This window comes from Sphingobacterium sp. SGR-19, assembly GCF_011043555.1.
Classification (GTDB): Bacteria; Bacteroidota; Bacteroidia; order Sphingobacteriales; family Sphingobacteriaceae; genus Sphingobacterium.
Genome location: NZ_JAAKGS010000001.1, coordinates 349,554 through 369,904, shown reverse-complemented (window position 1 = coordinate 369,904; position 20,351 = coordinate 349,554). Strand labels below are relative to the sequence as shown.

The following is a 20,351-nucleotide window of genomic DNA, read 5'->3' as shown; positions in this document are numbered from 1 at the left end:
TATAATGAGAGCAATTGTCATTACAAAACCTGGTGATCTTGATGTTTTACAGGTTCAAGAACGCGCTAAGCCGGCGATTGGCAAAGACGAGGTATTGATACAGGTCAAGGCAGCCGGCATAAACCGTCCAGATATTTTTCAGCGTAAAGGAAAGTATCCTGCCCCTGTCGGTGTAGTAGAAGATATCCCTGGACTTGAAGTGGCGGGAATTATTACCCGAGTGGGCAGGGCAGTAACAGAAAGGAAGGTAGGAGAGCGAGTATGTTGCTTGGTTGCAGGTGGCGGCTATGCGGAATATGTGACCGCTCATCAGGACATGTGTCTCTCCATTCCTGAGGGGATCGGTTTTGAAGAAGCAGCGATCTTACCGGAAACAGTATACACCGTTTGGGATAATGTATTTCGTCGCGGTGCATTGCAGAAGGGTGAATCGATTTTAATCCACGGTGGAGCCGGTGGTATCGGTAGTACCGCTATCCAGCTTGCAAAGGCTTTTGGAGCAAAGGTGCTGACGACTGTTAGCTCTGATGAAAAAGAAGCTTATTGTCGGCAATTGGGTGCTGATAACACTGTCAATTATAGAGAAAGTGATTTTTGGGAAGTTTTAGGAGAAGAGAAAATCAACGTAGTTCTAGATAGTATAGGTGGTAGCTATTTCCAAAAAAATATCGACTTGCTGGATACGGACGGTCGTCTGGTGTATATTAACGCCGTGAAAGGACATAAAGTGGAGCTTAATATTTTGAAATTAATGCAAAAACGTATCCTAATAACCGGAAGTACATTACGAGCCCGAGACCTTTCCTTCAAAATATCACTGACGAGGGAAATACATCAGCACGTTTGGCCACTCATCGGAAAATCTTTTCGACCGCAATTATTTAAAACTTTTCCATTGGAAAATGCGGCGGAGGCACATGAATTAATGGAGAATGGCACATTTTTGGGAAAACTTGCACTTGTCATTTGATTACTTTTTAATAGATACGAGAAGCGGACGTAATCATACGTCCGCTTGTTCTTTGATAGGAGAACGTTCATAAGCATGTTCAAAATACTTTCCTAACGTGATTGTCCTTTGGATATCCATTTGGTTAATATAATTATGAAACATACCCTCTGAGCCATGTCCTGTAGCTTCCATCAATAGCGGTGTCGGTATCTTACCATAAAAATTAGATGCAAAACTACGTCTACCGATGTGACTGGATATCGCTTGCCATTTTGGGATTTGAAGCGGTTTGCAACGATGTCCGGATCGCTTGTTGTAATATACCAACGTATGTATATTTGCTAGCTTGGCAAATTCTTTTATTTGTCTGTTGTATAGTTGTTCCGATATCTTGGGAGGAAACTTGTTCGGATACTTTTTTATAATGTGGAGTACTTCTGGGTGGAGCGGAAGCAGAATATCTTTTCCGGTTTTCTGCTGTTGAAATGCAAGGCATTTTTTGTCTTTTATCGTGTGCAACATATCCGAACAAAAATTCATAAAATCCGATATACGTTGGCCGGTATAGCAACTGATTAAAAGCCAATCTCTCGCATGTTGCAATTGAGACGGGATAACGGCTTGCTTTATACTGTTCAACTCTTCTTCAGTTAACGTAACAAAAAGTGTCTTCTTTTTTATCCTCGGTAATTCCAACTCATAGGCGAAGGTCCTTATTCCTCTTTTTTCTAAGAAATTAAGCACAGTCTGGATGAAGGATATCGTACGGTATAGCGTACTTGGAGAGTAATTTTCTTCTGTTCCAAATTGGATGAACTGTTTTACAAAGGAAGCGTCAACTTCCTTTATCTTGAAGTTTTTCATGGCATAACCTTCAAATCGTTGGACAAGGCGCAGGAATACATGATATCGTTTTAATGTGTTCGGCTCGATGATGTGTTTTCGGCTTTCGATATACACCTGGATCTGGTGTGCAAGGTTGTCTCCCTTTACAATTGATTTTTGTCTATAGGCTTGTAACATACAAGCTTGTACACCTTTCTGGATATCGGGTTTGTTTACTTTCTCGTCCCTTAACCAATTGGCTACAGTAATTTTGATTCTGTTCAAACCGTTATAGATAATCTTTGCATTTTTTGTGTAAGGGTTTTCTGGACGTTGTTCGACGTAGTTCCATTCTTTCTCTGTGATTTGATAAGGAGTGTCGAATGTGTAGACTCCCTGTGGAAGATGTAGGTATAAGCGGACTCTATTTTTCTCCACAGAGAATCTTATATCAAATGTTTTCATAAGGATGTGGATTGTTTTTTTACACGTAGTGTCGCGAAGTTAGGTAAAAAATGTAGTCCTACCGAGACTACTTATGACTCAAACAAATATAATAAAAAATTAGGTTCGCGGTGTTTTTCAATCAAGCAAGTATATTTTTTATTATTCGTCTCAATTACCTAAAGTGCTGACAGGAAGTTTTAAATTATTTTCACTATAGTCTCGGTAGGACTACTTATATAATATAGGTGATATAATCTATCCATAGTTTAAATGAAGAAGTCAAAAAGGGAAATACAAATAGAAGCGGTAAAAGCGATTATTTCGGGAGAATTGCTTTTAGAGGAGGCGATGGATAAATATGGTGTTAAGGATAAACGGACGATGTTGGCTTGGATAAAAAAAACGATGCCACTGCTGAATGCACCGGAGTCAGTGCCTAGTAAGAGGACTAAAACGCTTTTTGATACACCCCCGGAAATTCCTTTTATGCGTGATACTAATTTGGATTTCTACCATCAAGATATAATGAAAGAGAATGCATTGCTGAAAAAAGTAATAAACCTGCAAGATAAAGTTCGTGAGCTTGAAGAAATGAACGGACAATTAGTAAAGTATCGGAACTTTCTGATAGAAAAAGTAACTTCTCTGGAATTGAAGATTCAATTAAAAGATAAAGAAGCTAGGTAGGATATTTCGTCCGATAGCGTTTGTGCAAGTTGGCGACACGACAATGGCGTGTTTTCTCGCCCGTAACCCGAATAACACCATCAGGCACTCAGTTTGTTGATTTCGAAAAGCCAAAATATTCAACATGCCCTAATTGAATCTATCGTCCGAGAACTACGTGGTGAGGGACTTTGCCCATCAACTGGCGAGAGTGCTTTAAGAACAACAGCCGTAGTAGAGGTTTTTACAGTTTAAACGCCTGGCGGGCAAGAAGCTGCCAACTACCATTCGATTTCACCCATGTCAACATGATGCCTAAACGAATACTGGCAGGGCCTTTTCCTGGATCATTGGTTTTCGCATGTAATGTATGGCGGACGATGGCTGTGTTATCTTGTAGATCCACAGTTTGTTCAGAAATCTGAATTTCTTCGAAGACCGAAGCTCCCGAAACGAGCGTATTTACAAATTGCTCTTTTGTTTCTATGGTGCCACTGGAATGTCCATAGCTGAGTTTGTCTGATGCAAGTTTATTTAATACTTGCGCCGTTGGTTTTAACATGGCTTCAGTAAGCGCTTTCGTCGCATTTTCAACCTCTTCTTGCAAAGATCTTTTTTCTTGAGCGGATGTTTCGGAAAGTATGGTCGCCATAACGACAGTTAGCATAACTAGGGATACTTTATTATATAACGTCATATAATGTGATGTTTATTCGATTATCGAATTTAATAATTCTCTTTCGATAATCCAAGATATTATTTCTTAAATCGAAGAGACAGATGCCTGAATTTTTGGGATTCAAACTGAAAATTGTTATATTGTCTATATCTTATTATCAACAACATGGAGACTAATAGATATGAAATTCCGGAAAAAACAGCAGGTTACATACAAATAGAAGAGGAATATGGTGCTCACAACTACCATTCATTGCCAGTTGTATTAAGCAAGGGACTAGGGCCATTTGTTTGGGATGTGGAGGGCAAGCGTTACTACGACTTTCTATCCGGTTATTCGGCTATCAATCAAGGACATTGTCACCCGAAAATTGTCGAAGCTTTGATAAAGCAAGCAAAACAATTAACGCTGACATCAAGGGCTTTCCACAGTGATAAAATGGCAGAATACACCCGATATATTACACAGTATTTTGATTATGACAAAGTGTTACCCATGAACACGGGGGTGGAAGCGGTGGAAACAGCTTTAAAATTAGCCCGTAAATGGGGGTATGTTGTAAAAGGTGTGCCGGACGGACAAGCCAAGATTGTCACCGTCGAAGGAAATTTCCACGGTCGTACCATCAATGTTATTTCATTTAGTACAGATCCTACGGCAAGAGTTGGTTTCGGACCTTTTATGCCGGGATACGTCACAATCCCCTACAACAATTTGAATGCACTTCGCGATGCATTTGCAGATGAAAACGTTGTGGGTTTGTTGGTGGAGCCTATCCAAGGAGAAGCGGGAGTCTTTGTTCCCGATGACGGTTATCTGGCGGCCGCTAAAGCATTGTGTGAAGAACATCGCGTGCTATTTATAGGAGACGAGATTCAGACAGGCTTATCGAGAACAGGAAAATTATTGGCTTGCGAGTATGAAAATGTCCGGCCAGATGTTCTTATTTTAGGGAAAGCCTTGAGCGGCGGCGTTATACCAATTTCTGCGGTACTTGCCGATGATGAGATTATGTTGACGATAGCGCCGGGCGAACATGGTTCTACCTATGGCGGAAACCCCATAGCTTGTGCTGTCGCTATCGCTTCACTAGAGGTGTTGAAAGAGGAAAAGCTTGCGGAACGTGCAGCAGAACTTGGTGTTTATTTCCGTTCGGCATTAAACACCTTAACGCATCCCGCAATTAAACAGGTACGGGGGAAAGGACTTCTTAATGCCATCGTCATTGATCATCCGAAAGATAATGCTGCTGACATTTTCTGTTTGGAACTTCTGAAAAATGGTTTGTTGGCAAAACCTACGCACGGCGACAAGATCCGTTTTGCACCCCCCTTGGTAATCTCTAAAGAAGAATTAGAGGACGCTATTCGCATCATCCAAAAATCATTGGCAATATTGGATGAGCCAAAATAAGCGTACGTCTATTGTGAACGTCAAAAAAGATGGGTATTTTTAGAATAATTTTATTTAATAAATAAGACATTTATGAGAAAGATCTTTTTATCAGTGGTGGCAGGTACTGCCATTCTATTTGCTTCTTGTGGGGGAAATTCTTCAAAGACGCAAGTATCCGAAAAACAAGAAGTAGCGGAGAAACAAGGAGACGTATATATTGCAAATGTAGAAGCTTCTGAGGTGACTTGGAGAGCGACGCATAAAGGCGGTCTTGCTCCTCGTTGGGGTACGCTTTCCGTAAGTTCCGGTGAAGTATCGGTTGCAGACGGAAATGTCAATGCAGGTGATTTCACCATTGATATGAAATCCTTACATGTTGACGCTGCTTCGGTAACCGAAGCAGATAAAAAATCTAGCGATTTGCAAAACCACTTGAAAAGCGAAGATTTTTTTGATGTTGAAAAACATGCGACTGCAACCTTCCATATTACACAGGTTGCGGACTTGGATTTATCTAGCGTGAAAGACGCAGTGGATGGCGCAAACAAACTCGTTAGCGGTAATCTTACTTTATTAGATAGCACATTGAACGTGTCTTTTCCTGCTAAGATTGATGTTCAAGACGATAAAGTTGCTGTAGAGGCTAAATTTACTGTAAACCGTGTAGATTGGGGTATCAAATTCGGTACTTCGGATTTGGATCCGGCAGAGTGGGGAATAAGCAGGGACATCGAGGTTGGAGTTAATCTAGAAGCGACGAAACAATAATAGGTGTGATAAACATATCTTTAGAAATGCCTCCTATATGGAGGCATTTCTATATGAAATGATAGTATCTTTCCAAAATAAAAAGGGCTTTCAAACGGGGAGAATGAAAGCCCTTAACTAACCAATTATAAACCTAAATTATGAAAGTACAAATATAGTGTATTTTTTACACTAAGTCAAGCTATTTGATATTAGTTATTTTATATTCTGTAACGTTTTTATATCATTTAATAAGTTTGTGACCAAATATCAACCAAGTATATTATTCGTGAACCGCATTTTTATTCCCATTTGAAAGTTGCCGATCGATTTAAATATCTCTCTTAAAGTAGCCTTTTCAATTTTCGTTAATGTATTTATACGAATATAGTTATTGGGATCTGACTTCTCCACCAATATTTGATTAGCCTGGTTTTCCAACCTCAACGCCATTAAATAATAGTAGGATTGATAAAGTTCATGATATTGTTGAGGCGTGAAGACTCCCGATTCCATCAGTTTCTTTAACCTTTCTCCGGTATTTTCTTGATATATTCTTTTTTTAAGCGCATATACTCTAACCAAGTCGACAATAGGTGTCATCGCATTTTTGATATTGAAAACCTCGGTCTTACCGATGGTTTCGGTTTTAATATTCTTGAAGAAAGTTAGGGGAGGCTCATATTGCAGGGCATTTTTTGCTGTAAAAGCGAAAAACCGATCGTTTGGCTTTTGAAGTTCCACCTCTAAAAATTGTTTGAGTTCTTCGATAATGTTTTTTTCGCCATATAGGAAACGGCAATCAAAAAATGTCGAGAATTTAATTGCGTTTTCGGGTACACTTTCCTCAATCCACTTTTTATAGTTGCGTTTCCAATGTGATAAAGAATGGGTCCACTCGGGATTGCTAGCCATGTATCCTCCTTCACAATAACTGAAGCCGATTTCATTTAAATAATCTGATACTTTTTTCGCGAATGTGAGGAAATATTTTCGAACCATTTCCCGTTGTTCGTTAGCTTTATCTTCATAGATAATGGCATTGTCCTGATCGGTTTTTAAGGTTTGCTCTTTTCTTCCCTCACTTCCCGTAACCATGAAGACAAACTTGGCTGGAGGTTCACCCATTTCCCTAATTACACGTTCAATAACTTTAATGGCGATAGTATCCGCTATCGTTGTAATGACTTGATTGGTAATCTCAGCGTTAATGCCGCGGCCTAATAGTTGTTTGATGATTTCCGGTACATAATTCCATTTTTGACGTAATTCCTCAATGGTTTCCGCCAACTTTACGGATTGAATGAAAACCAGCGGTGATTGTCCCTGTTCGCTTAATATCCGGTTTCGGCTCAAGAAACCCACATATCGTCCGTCTTTTTCTACTAAAAGGTAACGGCTCTTTGTGCTGAACATCATGAGCACGGCTTCATAGAGGTAGGCTTGATGGGATATCGATACGATAGGATTATCCATAACCTCGGCGATTGATGCATTGACATCAATACATTTAGCAATAACGTTGTCTCGAAGGGTTATGTCGGTGGCATAACCTATGATATTTTGGTTTTCGTCCAGAATGAAGATACAGCTTACGCGATTGTTAGCCATATGTTTCGCAGCTTTGTAGATAGGCGTATCTGCGGCACAAGACACAATATCTTTATAGGCTATCCCATCTATTTTTCTGGAATAGAGCTGTTCTGCTGCAATATAACTTTCTTCAAAAGAAGCCGGGGTTTTCACGAAATGTGAAAACTCTTCGTTCAGCATTTTCTTTCCGAAATCCGTTGTATAATATTGGAAAAAATCGTCGTAAGCATGACACAATTCAAGAAATTCCTTACGTGGTAAATTATATACAACCGTGCCCTTTTTCGCCATAACCGATTTTAAAGCTTTCGTTCTGTTGAGGAGAATGGAAATGCCGCCAAAGCAATAAAGAGGATGGTGTATCTCAACCGAACGTTTGTTTTCGGACGAATCGAAAAAAAACGTTTCATATTCTCCTTTGACGATAATATCAACACCTTTTACTTCTGTTACCTCTTGTCTGTAAGCCAGCGTATCCCGTGTATAAGAAGTTTGTATCAACGATTCGGAAATACCTCGAAGTACGCTCTCCGGAAGGATATCAAAGGGTTGTGTGTTTTTTAAAATTTCAATTAAATTTGGCATGATCTGCTTTTTAACACAATGTTAGACATTCTATTTATCTAAAAAGTTAAGTTTTCGTGAAAACATCTTTTGTTGCCGTTCCATATCCAATTCTGTTATCTCATGACGATTCCAAAGTTCGAAAAAACATTTAGCGGTTGCACTGGCATCCTGTTCAGCTTCGTGAATTTCCGTTAACAAGTTGTCGAAAAGGTATTCGTGAAGCTGTGGTAACCGGAGATATGTTATCGATGGATTAGCGGCATATTTCTCGCTATCTAACATCGTGCAGAAAAAGGATTGGCTGTTGAACGGGTTCCTAAGGTTTGCTCTGTAATAATCCGCACTTAATACCTGTACGTCTAATTCAACGAAATGACCAATAATGAGCGGATTATACTTTTGTATGTCGTGCGACAGCTTACGTAATACTTCTTTTCTTCTATCTCCATGCTGTTTTAGAAATTCACTTGTTATACCGTGTACGTTGTAAGAAGAAGAGGTTATCTTTATATCATCGTCATAAATGTATTTGCTCATACGCTTGATTTCGGTCCCGTCAACTTGATAAATAATCCAGGCTACTTGAATGACATGTGGCCAGTTTTTCTCATCTGAATAGGGCCGGTTCCAACGCTGAGGAATACCGGAAGTCTCTGTATCGATAAATAGTAAATGGTTTTTCAAAAATGTGATGGTTTATTCGAAATATAGAACGGATTGATATGATTTTGATTGTCGCTCACTAAGATAAAAACTGTTTTGATATTAAACAACAAAGCTTTCCAATAAGATGGAAAGCTTTGTGATTGTCGGGATGGCCGGATTTGAACCGACGACCTCCAGCACCCCATGCTGGCGCGATACCGGGCTACGCTACATCCCGTAATTCAAGGCAAACCTAAATAAATTTATTTTTATATGCAATATGCATCACCCATATAAAATAAAATTATTTCGCTCTCCTCAGCCATCAAGAGCTATTTTTATTATGCTTTCGCTAGCCTATGAATGGAAGTCTATTACGGAACGTCCTTTTAGAGAACTTCCGCAATAAAATTTCCGGTTTGATCGATTATATCTCTTTTTACGATAATTTCCTGTAGACTAATTTCTCCTATAACGTATTTGAAATCTTGCCCATAGAAACGTTCCACTATCGCATCAAATTGTATCTGATTTAAAGTTTCTTCTTTTACATAACGAAAATATACCTTTAATTTATAATCTGTACTGTACTGGATCTGAGCTGCCTCCAAGTGCTTTTTGTATTCGTATCGGTAGCCATATCGTAATGCAGCGATATCCGAGAGCACTGCGGAGCCGGTAGGATGTCCGCCAGCACCTTTTCCATAGAAAAATTGCTCGTCTGCAAAAGCTGCTTTTACCAGGACGCCGTTGTTTTCGTTTTCTACATTGAACAGGATATTGTCAGGTGTAATCAATCTTGGCAATACGTACAAAACGACCTGATTATTGTTGATTTCTTTTGCGAAAGGTAAGAGTTTAATTTTAAACCCTTTTTCTTTAGCAAAACGGATGTCTCGATCGTCCAGTTTATCAATTCCTATATTGAGAATCTCGTCGGGATTCACATAGATTCCGTAAGCGTGAGAAGCAACAATAGCTAGTTTATATTTTGGATCGAATCCCCCTACATCTAATGTCGGATCTGTTTCTGCAAACCCTAGGTCCTGTGCCTGTTTCAACGCTACGTCATAACCCTGGTTTTCATTGAATATCTTCGATAGGATATAGTTGGACGAACCGTTGAAGATACCACTAACGGAATGCAACAGCTCATTATCATAGTATTCCTCTAAATTACGAATAATAGGAATGCTTCCGCATACTGCACCTTCATATAACAAAGATGTGCCGTATTCTTGTTGAATGAGTGTAAGCTCTTCTAAATGAGAAGCAATCATCTTCTTATTGGCAGAGACTACATTTTTACCGTTTTTTAGTGCCCGCTTAGTGATTTCAAAAGCTGCATTGGCATCGTCTATAAGTTCAACAACGGTATTAATCTCGGCATCTGCCAAAATAGCTTCAGCATCGGTCGTAAACAGTTCCGCTGGGAGTGTTCTCTTCTTGTCCGCATTTTTGATAACAAACTTCTTGATTTCTAAATTTAGTCTTTTCGTTTTTATAATATCATATAAGCCTTGTCCAACCACACCAAATCCAAACATGCCTATGATTAATTTTTTACTCATTGTTATTATTTATCTTCTAAAAAAGTACGTTTATCTGTTATTTAATTGTTTCAAAGGCTTGTTGCAGGTCATCTTTGATATCATCAACATGCTCAATGCCTACTGAAAGACGCAACTGGCCAGGGAATACGCCGGCACTTCTTTGTGCCTCTTCCGGGAGCTGTTGATGTGTAGTCGCCGCTGGATGTATGATTAACGTTTTCGCATCGCCCACATTAGCAAGATGGCTAATTAAGTTCAGTGAATCGATAAATCCATTCGCTTTTTCTGGACCTCCTTTAAGCGTAAATGACAATACCGAGCCATATCCATTCTTCAGATATTTCTGGGCGTTCTGATGATAAGGATGGCTTTTCAAACCGGGGTAGCTTACTTTTTCTACTTGAGGGTGTGCTTCCAACCACTGTGCAATTTCTAGTGCATTATCCACATGGCGTTGTACACGTAAGGAGAGCGTTTCTACTCCTTGTACTAACAGAAATGAATTGAAAGGAGAGAGTGCCGGACCAAAGTCACGTAAGCCTTCTACACGAGCACGGATCGCGAACTGGATGTTGCCAAAAGGTCCTCCTGGTCCAAAAACATCAGCGAATACTAGGCCATGGTAACCTTCGGATGGCTCAGAAAACTGTCTGAATTTGCCATTTCCCCAATTATAGTTACCTCCATCGACGATAATACCGCCGATGCTTGTGCCGTGACCGCCGATCCATTTCGTTGCCGCCTCGACTACAACATGTGCGCCGTGTTCAAATGGCTTAAAAAGATAGCCTCCAGCACCGAATGTATTATCTACGATTAGTGGTAAATCATATTTCTGGGCTAAAGCCGAAATTTTTTCAAAATCGGGGATATTGTAGCTTGGGTTACCTATAGTTTCTACATAAAGAGCCTTTGTTTTTTCATCTATCAAACTCTCCATGTTTTCCGCTGTACTACCCTCTGCGAACCGTGCTTCTATACCTAATCGCTTAAATGATACTTTAAACTGGTTGTATGTACCTCCATATAAGTCTGAACCGGTTACAAAGTTTTCACCGCTTTCGATGATGTTTGTTAAAGCAATGAACTGTGCCGCCATACCCGAGGCTACTGCTACGGCCGCTACACCACCTTCCAAAGCAGCGATGCGTTTTTCAAAAGCATCTGTGGTGGGGTTCATGATACGTGTATAGATATTTCCGAACTGCTTTAACGCAAAAAGATTCGCACCATGTTCCGCATTCTCAAATACATATGAAGTTGTTTGATAAATGGGGAGTGCTCTAGATCCTGTAGTTGGGTCTGCTTCTTGTCCGGCATGGACTTGTAATGTTTCGAATTTTAGGTTTTTACCTGTTGACATAGTTTATAATGTTTTATATGTAAATATAATAAATTAAGCACGCATTCTATCATATGGAAGTTGGTCGTTCATAGGATGGCAATGTGAAGGGAAGGAATGTTTCAGAACCGGACATCACCAAGAACGACTAACGCATTCGCATAGGTGCATAACTGCAACAACAAGCATATGCTGTTGAGAGTGATAGTATTTTATTAGAAATGCTTAGTTTACATGTTTTCATTGTCTTATCTATTTATATGTTCCAAAACGATATTGCTTTGGACAGGATTTGGCACCTTTTCAATTCTCTCTTGCTGGTTGCCAGTGGGTCATGGAGCCAGTCTCTCGCCACTTCTTTATAAATCAAGACCTGACACAATGCAAGGTGCTGATTAGTGTACTTTAATATAGGTACGATGCAAATATAGGGGATTCAGAACGAAAGTAAAAATTAAAAATAAAAAAGCCTTTCCAATTCGGAAAGGCTTTTTCGTGGTGCCAGCTGGATTCGAACCAGCGACACAAGGATTTTCAGTCCTTTGCTCTACCAACTGAGCTATGGCACCTTTAAGTTTTTGTTTGTAATCTGTTACTTTCAGATTTTGTGGTGCCAGCTGGATTCGAACCAGCGACACAAGGATTTTCAGTCCTTTGCTCTACCAACTGAGCTATGGCACCTTCCGCAATCAGGTTTTTCCCTTGATTGCGTTGCAAATCTATATTCTTTTTTTGAAATCTGAAACTTTTGTCTGCATTATTTTTAAAGTATTTTTCAACTAATTGATTCATATGGAAATAAATTACACGGAATAAACACAGCTGTGTCGTAAATAACCTATCTTTGCACTTCACAAATTTAATATGAGTAAAAAAGGCAGGGTATTGGTCGCGATGAGTGGTGGAGTAGATAGTTCCGTAGCGGCCATTATGTTACATGAGCAAGGCTACGAAGTGATCGGTATCACCATGAAAACATGGGATTATGCCTCGGCGGGTGGTTCATCCAAAGAAACCGGCTGCTGCAGTTTGGACAGTATAAACGATGCCAGAGCACTAGCAGTAGGTTATGGTTTTCCACATTATATATTGGATATTCGGGACGAGTTTGGCGATTTTGTTATCGACAATTTTGTTGATGAATATATTGCTGGACGTACGCCAAATCCTTGTGTGCTTTGTAATACACACATCAAATGGTCAGCGCTGATGAAGCGAGCAGATAAATTGGATTGTGAATTTATCGCAACAGGACATTATGCAAATATTCGTCTTCATCACAATGGTAGGTATGTTATATCAAAAGGAAGAGACGAAAATAAAGATCAATCCTATGTGTTATGGGGTGTATCGCAAGAGAATCTTGCGCGGACACAGTTTCCATTAGGTAATTTTACGAAACAGGAAATTCGACAAATGGCTTTAGAGATGGGACAGGAGGAACTGGCGAAGAAATCTGAAAGCTATGAAATTTGTTTTGTACCAGACAACGATTATCGCGCGTTTTTACGTCATAAGCGTCCTACACTTGACGACGAGATCGGACCAGGAAATTTTGTGCTATCGGATGGTACGGTGGTAGGGCAACATATTGGTTATCCTTATTTCACCATTGGCCAACGCAAAGGACTAGGTATTGCCTTGGGTAAGCCCATGTTCGTTATTGAGATACTAGCCGAAAGCAATACGGTGGTACTAGGAGAGGAGCATGAGTTGGAAAAATCACAAGCGTTTGTACGCGATATCAATTTAATTAAATATGCTTCGATAGAAGAACCGATGGAAGTGATAACAAAAATACGATATAAAGACGCCGGCGCACAATCTAATATAACGCAACAAGGTAATACCATGCAAGTGGATTTCGCCCATCGGGTTAAAGGCATTGCACCTGGTCAATCCGCCGTTTTCTATGAAGGTAGTGATTTACTTGGTGGTGGTTTTCTGATGAAATAAAAAGGCTTGCGAATCTGCAAGCCTTTTTATTTCATTATAATTTACCAATTTCTTGCGCCAAGTCGATGATCTTGTTAGAATAGCCCCATTCGTTATCGTACCAAGATACGACTTTTACAAAATTGTCATTCAACGAGATGCCTGCTTTCGCATCAAAGATAGAGGTACGTGCGTCGCCGATGAAGTCAGAAGAAACTACCTCGTCTTCTGTGTAACCTAAGATACCCTTTAGTTCGCCCTCAGAAGCCTCTTTCATCACTTTTTTGATCTCCTCGTAAGAAGCTCCTTTTTCCAAACGAACAGTTAAATCGACTACAGAAACGTCTGCCGTGGGAACACGCATAGACATACCTGTTAATTTACCTTTTAATTCTGGAAGAACTAATCCTACTGCTTTAGCGGCACCAGTAGAAGAAGGAATGATGTTTTGATAAGCACCGCGCCCCCCTCTCCAGTCTTTAACTGAAGGGCCATCAACTGTTTTTTGTGTCGCCGTTACAGCGTGAACTGTTGTCATTAAGCCTTCAAGAATACCGAAGTTATCGTTTAACACTTTTGCGATAGGTGCTAGACAGTTAGTTGTACAAGAAGCGTTTGAAACGATAGTGTATTCTGCTTTCAATTCTTTATGGTTTACGCCCATGACGAATGTAGGCGTGTCATCTTTCGCCGGTGCAGACATCACTACTTTTTTCGCGCCTGCATCGATATGTCTCTGTGCCGTTTCTTGTGTTAGGAAAAAGCCGGTCGATTCGATGATAACTTCAGCACCTACTTCGTCCCATTTTAAGTTCGCTGGATCTTTTTCAGCCGTTACACGAATTGTATTTCCGTTTACGACCAAATGTCCATCCTTCACCTCTACAGTGCCGTCAAATTTTCCGTGTGTAGAATCATACTTTAGCATATACGCCAAATAATCAGGTTCTACTAAATCGTTAATACCTACAACTTCAATATCACTGCGGTTAATAGCAGCTCTAAAAGCTAAACGGCCAATACGACCGAATCCGTTAATTCCAATTTTCATTTTCTCTATTAGTTTTTATTAATGTAATACTTTATTAAGTTTTGAACAGGTTCTTTAATAATAGAACCGATATGTAATCCATGTTCTGCGCCTAGTTCACGTAACCAATCGGCGTAATTGTTGGCTACCGACCCCGTAAAGTTAAACTCGTTGTCCGGATAGTGTTCTGATAAAGGGATCAAGTATGTTTTGATATATATTTCCAATCCTCTTTTTATATGTTGTGTGAAGTAGGGTTCATCTCGGTGTTCATAGATGAAATCGGCAAAACTTGTCAGAAACAGATTCGGATTGGGATTATAATATACCCGTTCCAATATGGAACGTCTATCTATGTTATATCTATGAAGTAATTTTTCACGGATACTGCTAGGCATAGTTTCTGTCAAAAAATCCTTCAATAACTGTCTGCCCAGCCAATTTGTTGAACCTTCGTCAGCTAAGATATAACCCATCCCGTAATTGTTTGGTAGCACTTTTTTGCCATTATAATAAGCGGCATTCGAACCACTGCCAATAATCCCTACAATCCCCTTTTCGTCCCCAAAAGTTGATTTTGCAGAAGCCTCCATATCATGTCCTGCTTTTACTTTGGCATTTTTAAAAAATTGTGCGAATGTTTGCTCTATCTTTTGTTGTCGTTCAGGTGATGATACACCTGCACCGAAAAAGAAGATTTTACGAATCTTTTCGGCGTTATTGATCAAATGATTACTTTTATTCAGTAGCTGTGTAATATATCGCTCATCTTGTATATAGGAATTGATACCCGGTGTGCGAAAGCCGTGGAGTACGCGTTTTTTATCCGCAATCCGCCAATCCGCATATCTCGATCCACTAAAAACAACTACAATCATTATAAAAATCTCTAAAAATAACTCGCCGCAGCTCGTTTGAAAGTCAAAAATTAAAATTTAAGACGCGTAACTATTCATACAATAGTAACAACTCAAAGGTAAAAAAAATGCGTGTAAACAAGCGGCTACAATGCCATTATTTTCGCAATTTCAACAAGATCTTCGTTGAGTTTCAATTCTTTTTTACTGAGTGCTTCTTCTAAAGGTGTAGTGACCATTTCTGATCCACGTATTCCAATAGTCGCTCTTGTATTGCCTTTTAAAAGTTCATTGACTGCTGCGTAGCCCATACGAGTGGCTAATACCCTATCTGCACTACTAGGTGCACCTCCCCGTTGTAGATGTCCTAAAATACTAACCTTTGTATCGTAATAATCGAACTTCTCGTTGACATGTTTAGCAACGTTGTTCGCTCCGCCGTTTTTATCACCTTCTGCAACAATCACGATCATGGACGACTTTTTCCTATCGGCAGCATGTTCCAGCATTTCGATAAGCTCATCAATCGCTGTCTCCTTTTCAGGAAGAAGGATAGCTTCTGCACCTCCGGCTACACCGGCGTTCAGCGCAATACATCCAGAATCACGCCCCATTACTTCGATAAAAAACAAACGATTATGGGAAGCTGCGGTGTCACGGATTTTATCAATTGCTTCAATAACGGTATTGTTTGCTGTATCGTAGCCTATTGTAAGGTCCGTACCGTTCAGATCATTATCTATAGTGCCGGGGATACACATCACTGGAATATCGAATTCGCGAGAAAATATTTCCGCACCTGTAAACGTGCCATCACCTCCAATCGCCACCAAAGCGTCAATTCCAGCTGCACGAACATGCTCGTATGCCTTAGCACGCCCTTCTGCTGTTTTAAATTCCATGCAACGGGCAGTTTTAAGGACAGTTCCTCCCTTTTGTATAATAGAACTGACTGATGGACTATCCATATCAAACATGGTGTTTTCGATCATGCCTTGATAGCCGTGGTAAATACCGGTAACTTTCTTCCCATTATATAGGGCTGTTCTCACAACAGCACGGATAGCAGCGTTCATTCCCGGGGCATCTCCTCCTGATGTGAAAACGCCTACTCTTGTTATTTTTTCCACTCGATTACTCATTTTAGGTTCTACGAATATAGTGTGTATTTTTTACACTATTAAATTTTTTTTGTTTTTTTTGGATTATTATGATAATATTGACAAATAAATAAATTGTACTTACAGATTTAAAAAATCAATTGTTTTGCAAACTCATTTCACAATAGACTGTGTAATATACAGTTTTAACGAAGGTAAGCTTCAGCTATTGTTAACCGAACGAAGTGTTTATCCTTACAAAGATTGGTGGGCGTTACCTGGTTTCTTCGCCCAGAAAGATGAGGAGATGGAGGATGCAGTGAAACGTATCTTATATGAACACACGGGATTAAAAGATATTTTCATGGAGCAGCTGGGCGCATTCGCTGGTTTGAAACGACATCCCGAAGGGCGGGTATTAACGGTCGCCTTTTCAACTATTGTGAAATATGAGGATGTGAAGTACAAGATTAAGCCGATGACCTCTTATATGCGGCAAGCAAAGTGGTTTGCCATAGATCAACTGCCTGACCTCGCTTTTGATCATGCTCAAATTGTCCAACAAAGTCTGCAAAAATTAAAGCATACCATTAACTATTCGACTGCAGTATATGAACTTTTACCCGAGAAATTTACCTTAACGCAGTTGCAACAGGTTTACGAAGCCATTTTAGGTAAGACGCTGGACAAGCGGAATTTCCGCAAGAAAATATCGAATGCGGGATTTCTTAAGGAATTGCCCGAAGTACAAAAGGGGGTTTCGTACCGTGCAGCTAGATTGTATAAATTTGATAAACGCAAATTCCAAAAACAAATAAGCGTAATGTAATTAGTCGAACCGTCTATTCATAAAAGTTAATTTACAGTAAGATTACAATTTGTTGATAAAATGTTTCCTGCGATTTCGTTTTGTTTTTATACTTTTGAACGTTTTTAGAAAAAAGTCAAAAAGTATAAAGTTAAAAATGGATAGTAAAAAGGAACAGATTATTCAAACAGCTCTCAAAAGATTCTCTCATTATGGTTTCAATAAGACCACAATGAGCGAGATTGCGATGGATTTGAATATCACAAAAGCCAATTTATATTATTACTATCCCGACAAAAACGCGTTGATAAAAGATGTATTAGCATATATCTCGGATGAAATTCTTACACAGCAATACGCAGTTCTCAATCAGTATGATGGGAGCTTATTAGACATTTTGTGCAAACTACTGGAGGTTAAAGCTGATTTTTTGAAGGATTACTATGTTCTACACATAAATGAAAATTTGGAATGGATAAAAGGACAAGGAATAGGTACACTTTTAGAACAGTTTCATCAAAGGAATATCGTTATAGTAGAGGATTTATTGGAACGAGCGACGAAACATGGTGAAATCAAGATACATTCTGTAGAAGAAGCAGCAACATCCTATACGGAGATCATGGAAGGATTAAGTCTTATCCGTAGTGTATCTGATATGATTTCTGGCGTGCCGAATGCGCGAAATGTAGATGTTATACTGGAAAGCCAAAAGAAAGCTACAAAATTTATATTTAACAATAAAATAAAAGAGAAAAATTAGTTTTACAGGTCATGTTTTCAAAAATGGGATTTAAATATTTAAGTGTTTTAGCGGTAGGTTTACTTTTTCAGGTGAACTCATTGAAAGCGCAAGAAACGCTGACGCTTCAAGAAGCGATAAAGTATGCACTCGAGAATAAGGCGGAAGCAAAAACAGCTAAGCTAGATGTTGAAAATGCGCAGTATCAAATTGATGAGGTACGTGCGGGAGCCCTACCCCAGATCAATGCATCAGGATCATTGAAATATAACATTCTAATTCCTGAAATGGTCATTGATATGGATGGACAGGTTATCACAGCGAGAATGGGGCTACCTTGGAACTCGAATGCTGTAGTTTCATTGAACCAGCAATTGTTTAATCAATCTCTTTTTACCGGATTGAAGGCGGCAAAAACGACCAGGGAATTCTATCAAGTTAATGCGCAATTAACAGATGAGCAGTTGATTGAAAAAGTCTCCAATTCTTATTATGATATTTTTCAAACACAATTGCAGTTGCAGACTATTCAAAACAATTTGGAAAACACGAGTAAGACCCATCGAATTATTAATGGTATGGTGGACGCCGGTTTAGCAAAAAAGATTGATTTAGATCGGCTTTCCGTAGCTGTTAATAATCTGGAATCTCAGAAACAACAGATATTGAGCGCTTTGGAGATGAAAAAAAATGCTTTAAAATTTGCGATAGGTATGCCGATGGAACGTGATATCGATTTACCCGAAGAAACATTTGAGATAAATCCAGCTATTTCTTTGGAAACCAACAATATTGAAAATAGATCGGAGATCCTACTAAGTATAAAACAAATTGAATTGTACGAACTAAATAAGAAAGCAAAAAAAGCAGATCTATATCCTCAATTGTCTTTGGGAACTGATTTCGGGTTTACGGGGTTTGGTAAAGGCTTTCCGATAGGAGGAGATTTTATGTGGCCGAAAACATCAAGTATTGGTCTGAATTTATCGATACCGATTTTTACAGGTGGTGCTACAAAAGCTCGGATTAATCAAGCGGATATCGATATCCGAAAAGCGAAAGTAGCTTTGGAAGACACGAAACTAGGGATTGCCTTGGCAAATGAAAATGCAAGGACACAGATCAAGAATAGTCTGTTGACTGTTGATGCCAATCGTAGAAATGTAGTGCTTGCTAAAGAAGTTTTGAGCGATACACAAAACAACTATAATAACGGTTTGGCAACATTAACAGACTTGCTAGATGCAGAGAAGGCACTGGCAGATGCAGAGACGAATCTGAATACTTCCTTGCTAGACTATAAATTAGCAGAAATACAGCTTATCAAAGCGAAAGGAAACTTAAAAACTTTAATTAACGAATAATCAACTATTTATACATAACAAATATGAAACGGGTAATTATAACGGTAATCATCATAGCTGCTGCGTTAGCAGGGATTGTGTTTATTTTGAATCAAAACAAGGCTAAAAACGAAGCGGATACAGCTACAGTAGCTATTCAAAACGCCGCGGTCGCCGTTCGTGCCGATACAGCAGATTTTAAAAATGTAAATACACAATATGTAACCAATGGCGTATTTGCCCCTAAACAAGAAGTAATGCTTTCGGCAGAAGCTTCGGGCAAGGTCGTTCGTGTGCTCGTAGAAGAAGGTGCTTATGTAAGAGCTGGTCAGACGCTTGCAATTATAAATGGTGATAAGCAAAATGTTGATGTGACAAATGCACAAGCAATGTATAATAATGCAGAAGCGGAAGTCGCACGCTTTGAAAGTGCGTTTTCTACTGGTGGAGTTACAAAACAGCAATTAGATCAGATGAAACTTCAATTGGAAAATGCGAAGAATAATTTGAAATCGGCACAGATCTCTGCCTCGGATGTAAATATTACCGCTTCCTTCGCAGGTCTTATAAACAAAAGAAATATCGAACCGGGCTCATATGTAAGCCCTGGACAGGAACTGTTTGAAGTGGTTAATGTCTCTACATTAAAATTGAAAATCAATGTAGATGAGAAAAATATAGGACAGACTAAGGTAGGACAAAGTGTGAAAGTAGAATCACCCGTATTGCCTAATCAAACCTTCAACGGCATTGTAACCTTTATTGCACCAAAAGCAGATGGAAGTTTGAACTTTCCTGTTGAGTTGGAGATAAAAAATAACGCTGATAATGATTTGAAAGCAGGAATGTACGGCACTGCATATTTCGGTAGCGAGCAAAGTGTGAACGCTTTGGTTGTACCGCGTGCCGCCTTTGTAGGGAGTGTAAGTTCTAATCAAATTTTTGCGGTGGAGAATGGAAAAGCTGTAATGAAAAACGTAGTATCAGGAAGAAGTTTCGGTGATAATATCGAAATTATTTCCGGTTTGAAAGAAGGTACAGTAGTTGTAACCTCCGGTCAAATCAATCTTTTGGAAGGGACGCCAGTAGAAATTATTAAATAACGAATGAGTTTCATCGCATACG

18 protein-coding genes, 3 tRNA genes and 1 riboswitch are annotated in these 20,351 nt (G+C 39.3%); of the genes, 9 read left to right on the top strand and 12 right to left on the bottom strand.

Annotated elements, in window-relative coordinates:
• Nucleotides 1-4: 4 nt before the first annotated feature.
• Nucleotides 5-970 (top strand): NAD(P)H-quinone oxidoreductase, encoded by a 966-nt coding sequence (locus G5B43_RS01690; RefSeq protein WP_165292976.1) that lies wholly within the window; start codon nucleotides 5-7, stop codon nucleotides 968-970.
• Nucleotides 971-1,003: 33 nt separating this feature from the next.
• Here G5B43_RS01690 and G5B43_RS01685 read toward each other — a convergent pair whose 3' ends face one another.
• The gene (locus tag G5B43_RS01685; protein WP_165292975.1) at nucleotides 1,004-2,242 is read right to left on the bottom strand and encodes a tyrosine-type recombinase/integrase; all 1,239 of its coding nucleotides are present in this window, start codon (nucleotides 2,240-2,242) and stop codon (nucleotides 1,004-1,006) included.
• Nucleotides 2,243-2,494: 252 nt separating this feature from the next.
• On the opposite strand from G5B43_RS01685, the gene G5B43_RS01680 reads away from it, so the two are divergent.
• Nucleotides 2,495-2,911, top strand: coding sequence for a hypothetical protein (locus tag G5B43_RS01680; RefSeq protein ID WP_165292974.1), 417 nt, complete (start codon nucleotides 2,495-2,497; stop codon nucleotides 2,909-2,911).
• Nucleotides 2,912-3,134: 223 nt separating this feature from the next.
• Here G5B43_RS01680 and G5B43_RS01675 read toward each other — a convergent pair whose 3' ends face one another.
• Complete coding sequence (locus tag G5B43_RS01675; RefSeq protein ID WP_165292973.1) at nucleotides 3,135-3,587, bottom strand: nuclear transport factor 2 family protein; 453 nt, start codon at nucleotides 3,585-3,587, stop codon at nucleotides 3,135-3,137.
• 147 nt (nucleotides 3,588-3,734) lie between these two features.
• On the opposite strand from G5B43_RS01675, the gene rocD reads away from it, so the two are divergent.
• Nucleotides 3,735-4,982 carry an ornithine--oxo-acid transaminase gene (gene rocD / locus G5B43_RS01670; protein WP_165292972.1) on the top strand — a complete coding sequence of 416 codons (1,248 nt, stop codon included), beginning with the start codon at nucleotides 3,735-3,737 and terminating at the stop codon, nucleotides 4,980-4,982.
• Between the two features lie 72 nt (nucleotides 4,983-5,054).
• A complete protein-coding gene (locus G5B43_RS01665) occupies nucleotides 5,055-5,732 on the top strand; it encodes a YceI family protein (RefSeq protein WP_165292971.1) in 678 nt (225 codons plus the stop codon).
• A gap of 249 nt (nucleotides 5,733-5,981) precedes the next feature.
• On the opposite strand, the gene G5B43_RS01660 is transcribed toward G5B43_RS01665, so the two are convergent.
• From G5B43_RS01660 to G5B43_RS01630, 7 genes are all read right to left on the bottom strand, one after another.
• Nucleotides 5,982-7,889: a DUF294 nucleotidyltransferase-like domain-containing protein gene (locus tag G5B43_RS01660; protein WP_165292970.1), complete on the bottom strand. Its 1,908-nt coding sequence runs from the start codon at nucleotides 7,887-7,889 to the stop codon at nucleotides 5,982-5,984.
• 30 nt (nucleotides 7,890-7,919) lie between these two features.
• Nucleotides 7,920-8,555 carry a 3'-5' exonuclease gene (locus G5B43_RS01655; RefSeq protein WP_165292969.1) on the bottom strand — a complete coding sequence of 212 codons (636 nt, stop codon included), beginning with the start codon at nucleotides 8,553-8,555 and terminating at the stop codon, nucleotides 7,920-7,922.
• 125 nt (nucleotides 8,556-8,680) lie between these two features.
• Nucleotides 8,681-8,754 (bottom strand) — tRNA-Pro (locus G5B43_RS01650).
• A gap of 151 nt (nucleotides 8,755-8,905) precedes the next feature.
• Nucleotides 8,906-10,087 carry a homoserine dehydrogenase gene (locus G5B43_RS01645; protein WP_165292968.1) on the bottom strand — a complete coding sequence of 394 codons (1,182 nt, stop codon included), beginning with the start codon at nucleotides 10,085-10,087 and terminating at the stop codon, nucleotides 8,906-8,908.
• A 37-nt stretch (nucleotides 10,088-10,124) separates the two neighbouring features.
• Nucleotides 10,125-11,432 carry an O-acetylhomoserine aminocarboxypropyltransferase/cysteine synthase family protein gene (locus tag G5B43_RS01640; protein ID WP_165292967.1) on the bottom strand — a complete coding sequence of 436 codons (1,308 nt, stop codon included), beginning with the start codon at nucleotides 11,430-11,432 and terminating at the stop codon, nucleotides 10,125-10,127.
• A 232-nt stretch (nucleotides 11,433-11,664) separates the two neighbouring features.
• A riboswitch (SAM riboswitch) is annotated at nucleotides 11,665-11,779 on the bottom strand.
• Nucleotides 11,780-11,907: 128 nt separating this feature from the next.
• A tRNA-Phe gene (locus tag G5B43_RS01635) sits at nucleotides 11,908-11,980 on the bottom strand.
• Between the two features lie 39 nt (nucleotides 11,981-12,019).
• Nucleotides 12,020-12,092 (bottom strand) — tRNA-Phe (locus G5B43_RS01630).
• A gap of 183 nt (nucleotides 12,093-12,275) precedes the next feature.
• On the opposite strand from G5B43_RS01630, the gene mnmA reads away from it, so the two are divergent.
• Nucleotides 12,276-13,367, top strand: coding sequence for a tRNA 2-thiouridine(34) synthase MnmA (gene mnmA / locus G5B43_RS01625; RefSeq protein ID WP_165292966.1), 1,092 nt, complete (start codon nucleotides 12,276-12,278; stop codon nucleotides 13,365-13,367).
• A gap of 34 nt (nucleotides 13,368-13,401) precedes the next feature.
• Here mnmA and gap read toward each other — a convergent pair whose 3' ends face one another.
• The 3 genes from gap to pfkA form a co-directional block, all read right to left on the bottom strand.
• On the bottom strand, nucleotides 13,402-14,397 hold the full coding sequence (gene gap / locus G5B43_RS01620; RefSeq protein WP_165292965.1) for a type I glyceraldehyde-3-phosphate dehydrogenase: 996 nt from the start codon (nucleotides 14,395-14,397) through the stop codon (nucleotides 13,402-13,404).
• Nucleotides 14,398-14,405: 8 nt separating this feature from the next.
• A complete protein-coding gene (locus G5B43_RS01615; protein ID WP_165292964.1) occupies nucleotides 14,406-15,254 on the bottom strand; it encodes a hypothetical protein in 849 nt (282 codons plus the stop codon).
• 125 nt (nucleotides 15,255-15,379) lie between these two features.
• Complete coding sequence (gene pfkA, locus G5B43_RS01610) at nucleotides 15,380-16,375, bottom strand: 6-phosphofructokinase (protein ID WP_206367194.1); 996 nt, start codon at nucleotides 16,373-16,375, stop codon at nucleotides 15,380-15,382.
• Nucleotides 16,376-16,499: 124 nt separating this feature from the next.
• Here pfkA and G5B43_RS01605 point away from each other — a divergent pair, with 124 nt between their 5' ends.
• The 4 genes from G5B43_RS01605 (at nucleotide 16,500) to G5B43_RS01590 (ending at nucleotide 20,329) form a co-directional block, all read left to right on the top strand.
• On the top strand, nucleotides 16,500-17,162 hold the full coding sequence (locus G5B43_RS01605; RefSeq protein WP_165292963.1) for an NUDIX hydrolase: 663 nt from the start codon (nucleotides 16,500-16,502) through the stop codon (nucleotides 17,160-17,162).
• A 136-nt stretch (nucleotides 17,163-17,298) separates the two neighbouring features.
• Nucleotides 17,299-17,904 carry a TetR/AcrR family transcriptional regulator gene (locus G5B43_RS01600; RefSeq protein ID WP_165292962.1) on the top strand — a complete coding sequence of 202 codons (606 nt, stop codon included), beginning with the start codon at nucleotides 17,299-17,301 and terminating at the stop codon, nucleotides 17,902-17,904.
• Between the two features lie 23 nt (nucleotides 17,905-17,927).
• Nucleotides 17,928-19,247 (top strand): TolC family protein, encoded by a 1,320-nt coding sequence (locus tag G5B43_RS01595; RefSeq protein WP_165292961.1) that lies wholly within the window; start codon nucleotides 17,928-17,930, stop codon nucleotides 19,245-19,247.
• A 23-nt stretch (nucleotides 19,248-19,270) separates the two neighbouring features.
• Nucleotides 19,271-20,329: an efflux RND transporter periplasmic adaptor subunit gene (locus G5B43_RS01590; RefSeq protein ID WP_165292960.1), complete on the top strand. Its 1,059-nt coding sequence runs from the start codon at nucleotides 19,271-19,273 to the stop codon at nucleotides 20,327-20,329.
• The last annotated feature ends 22 nt before the right edge of the window (nucleotides 20,330-20,351 follow it).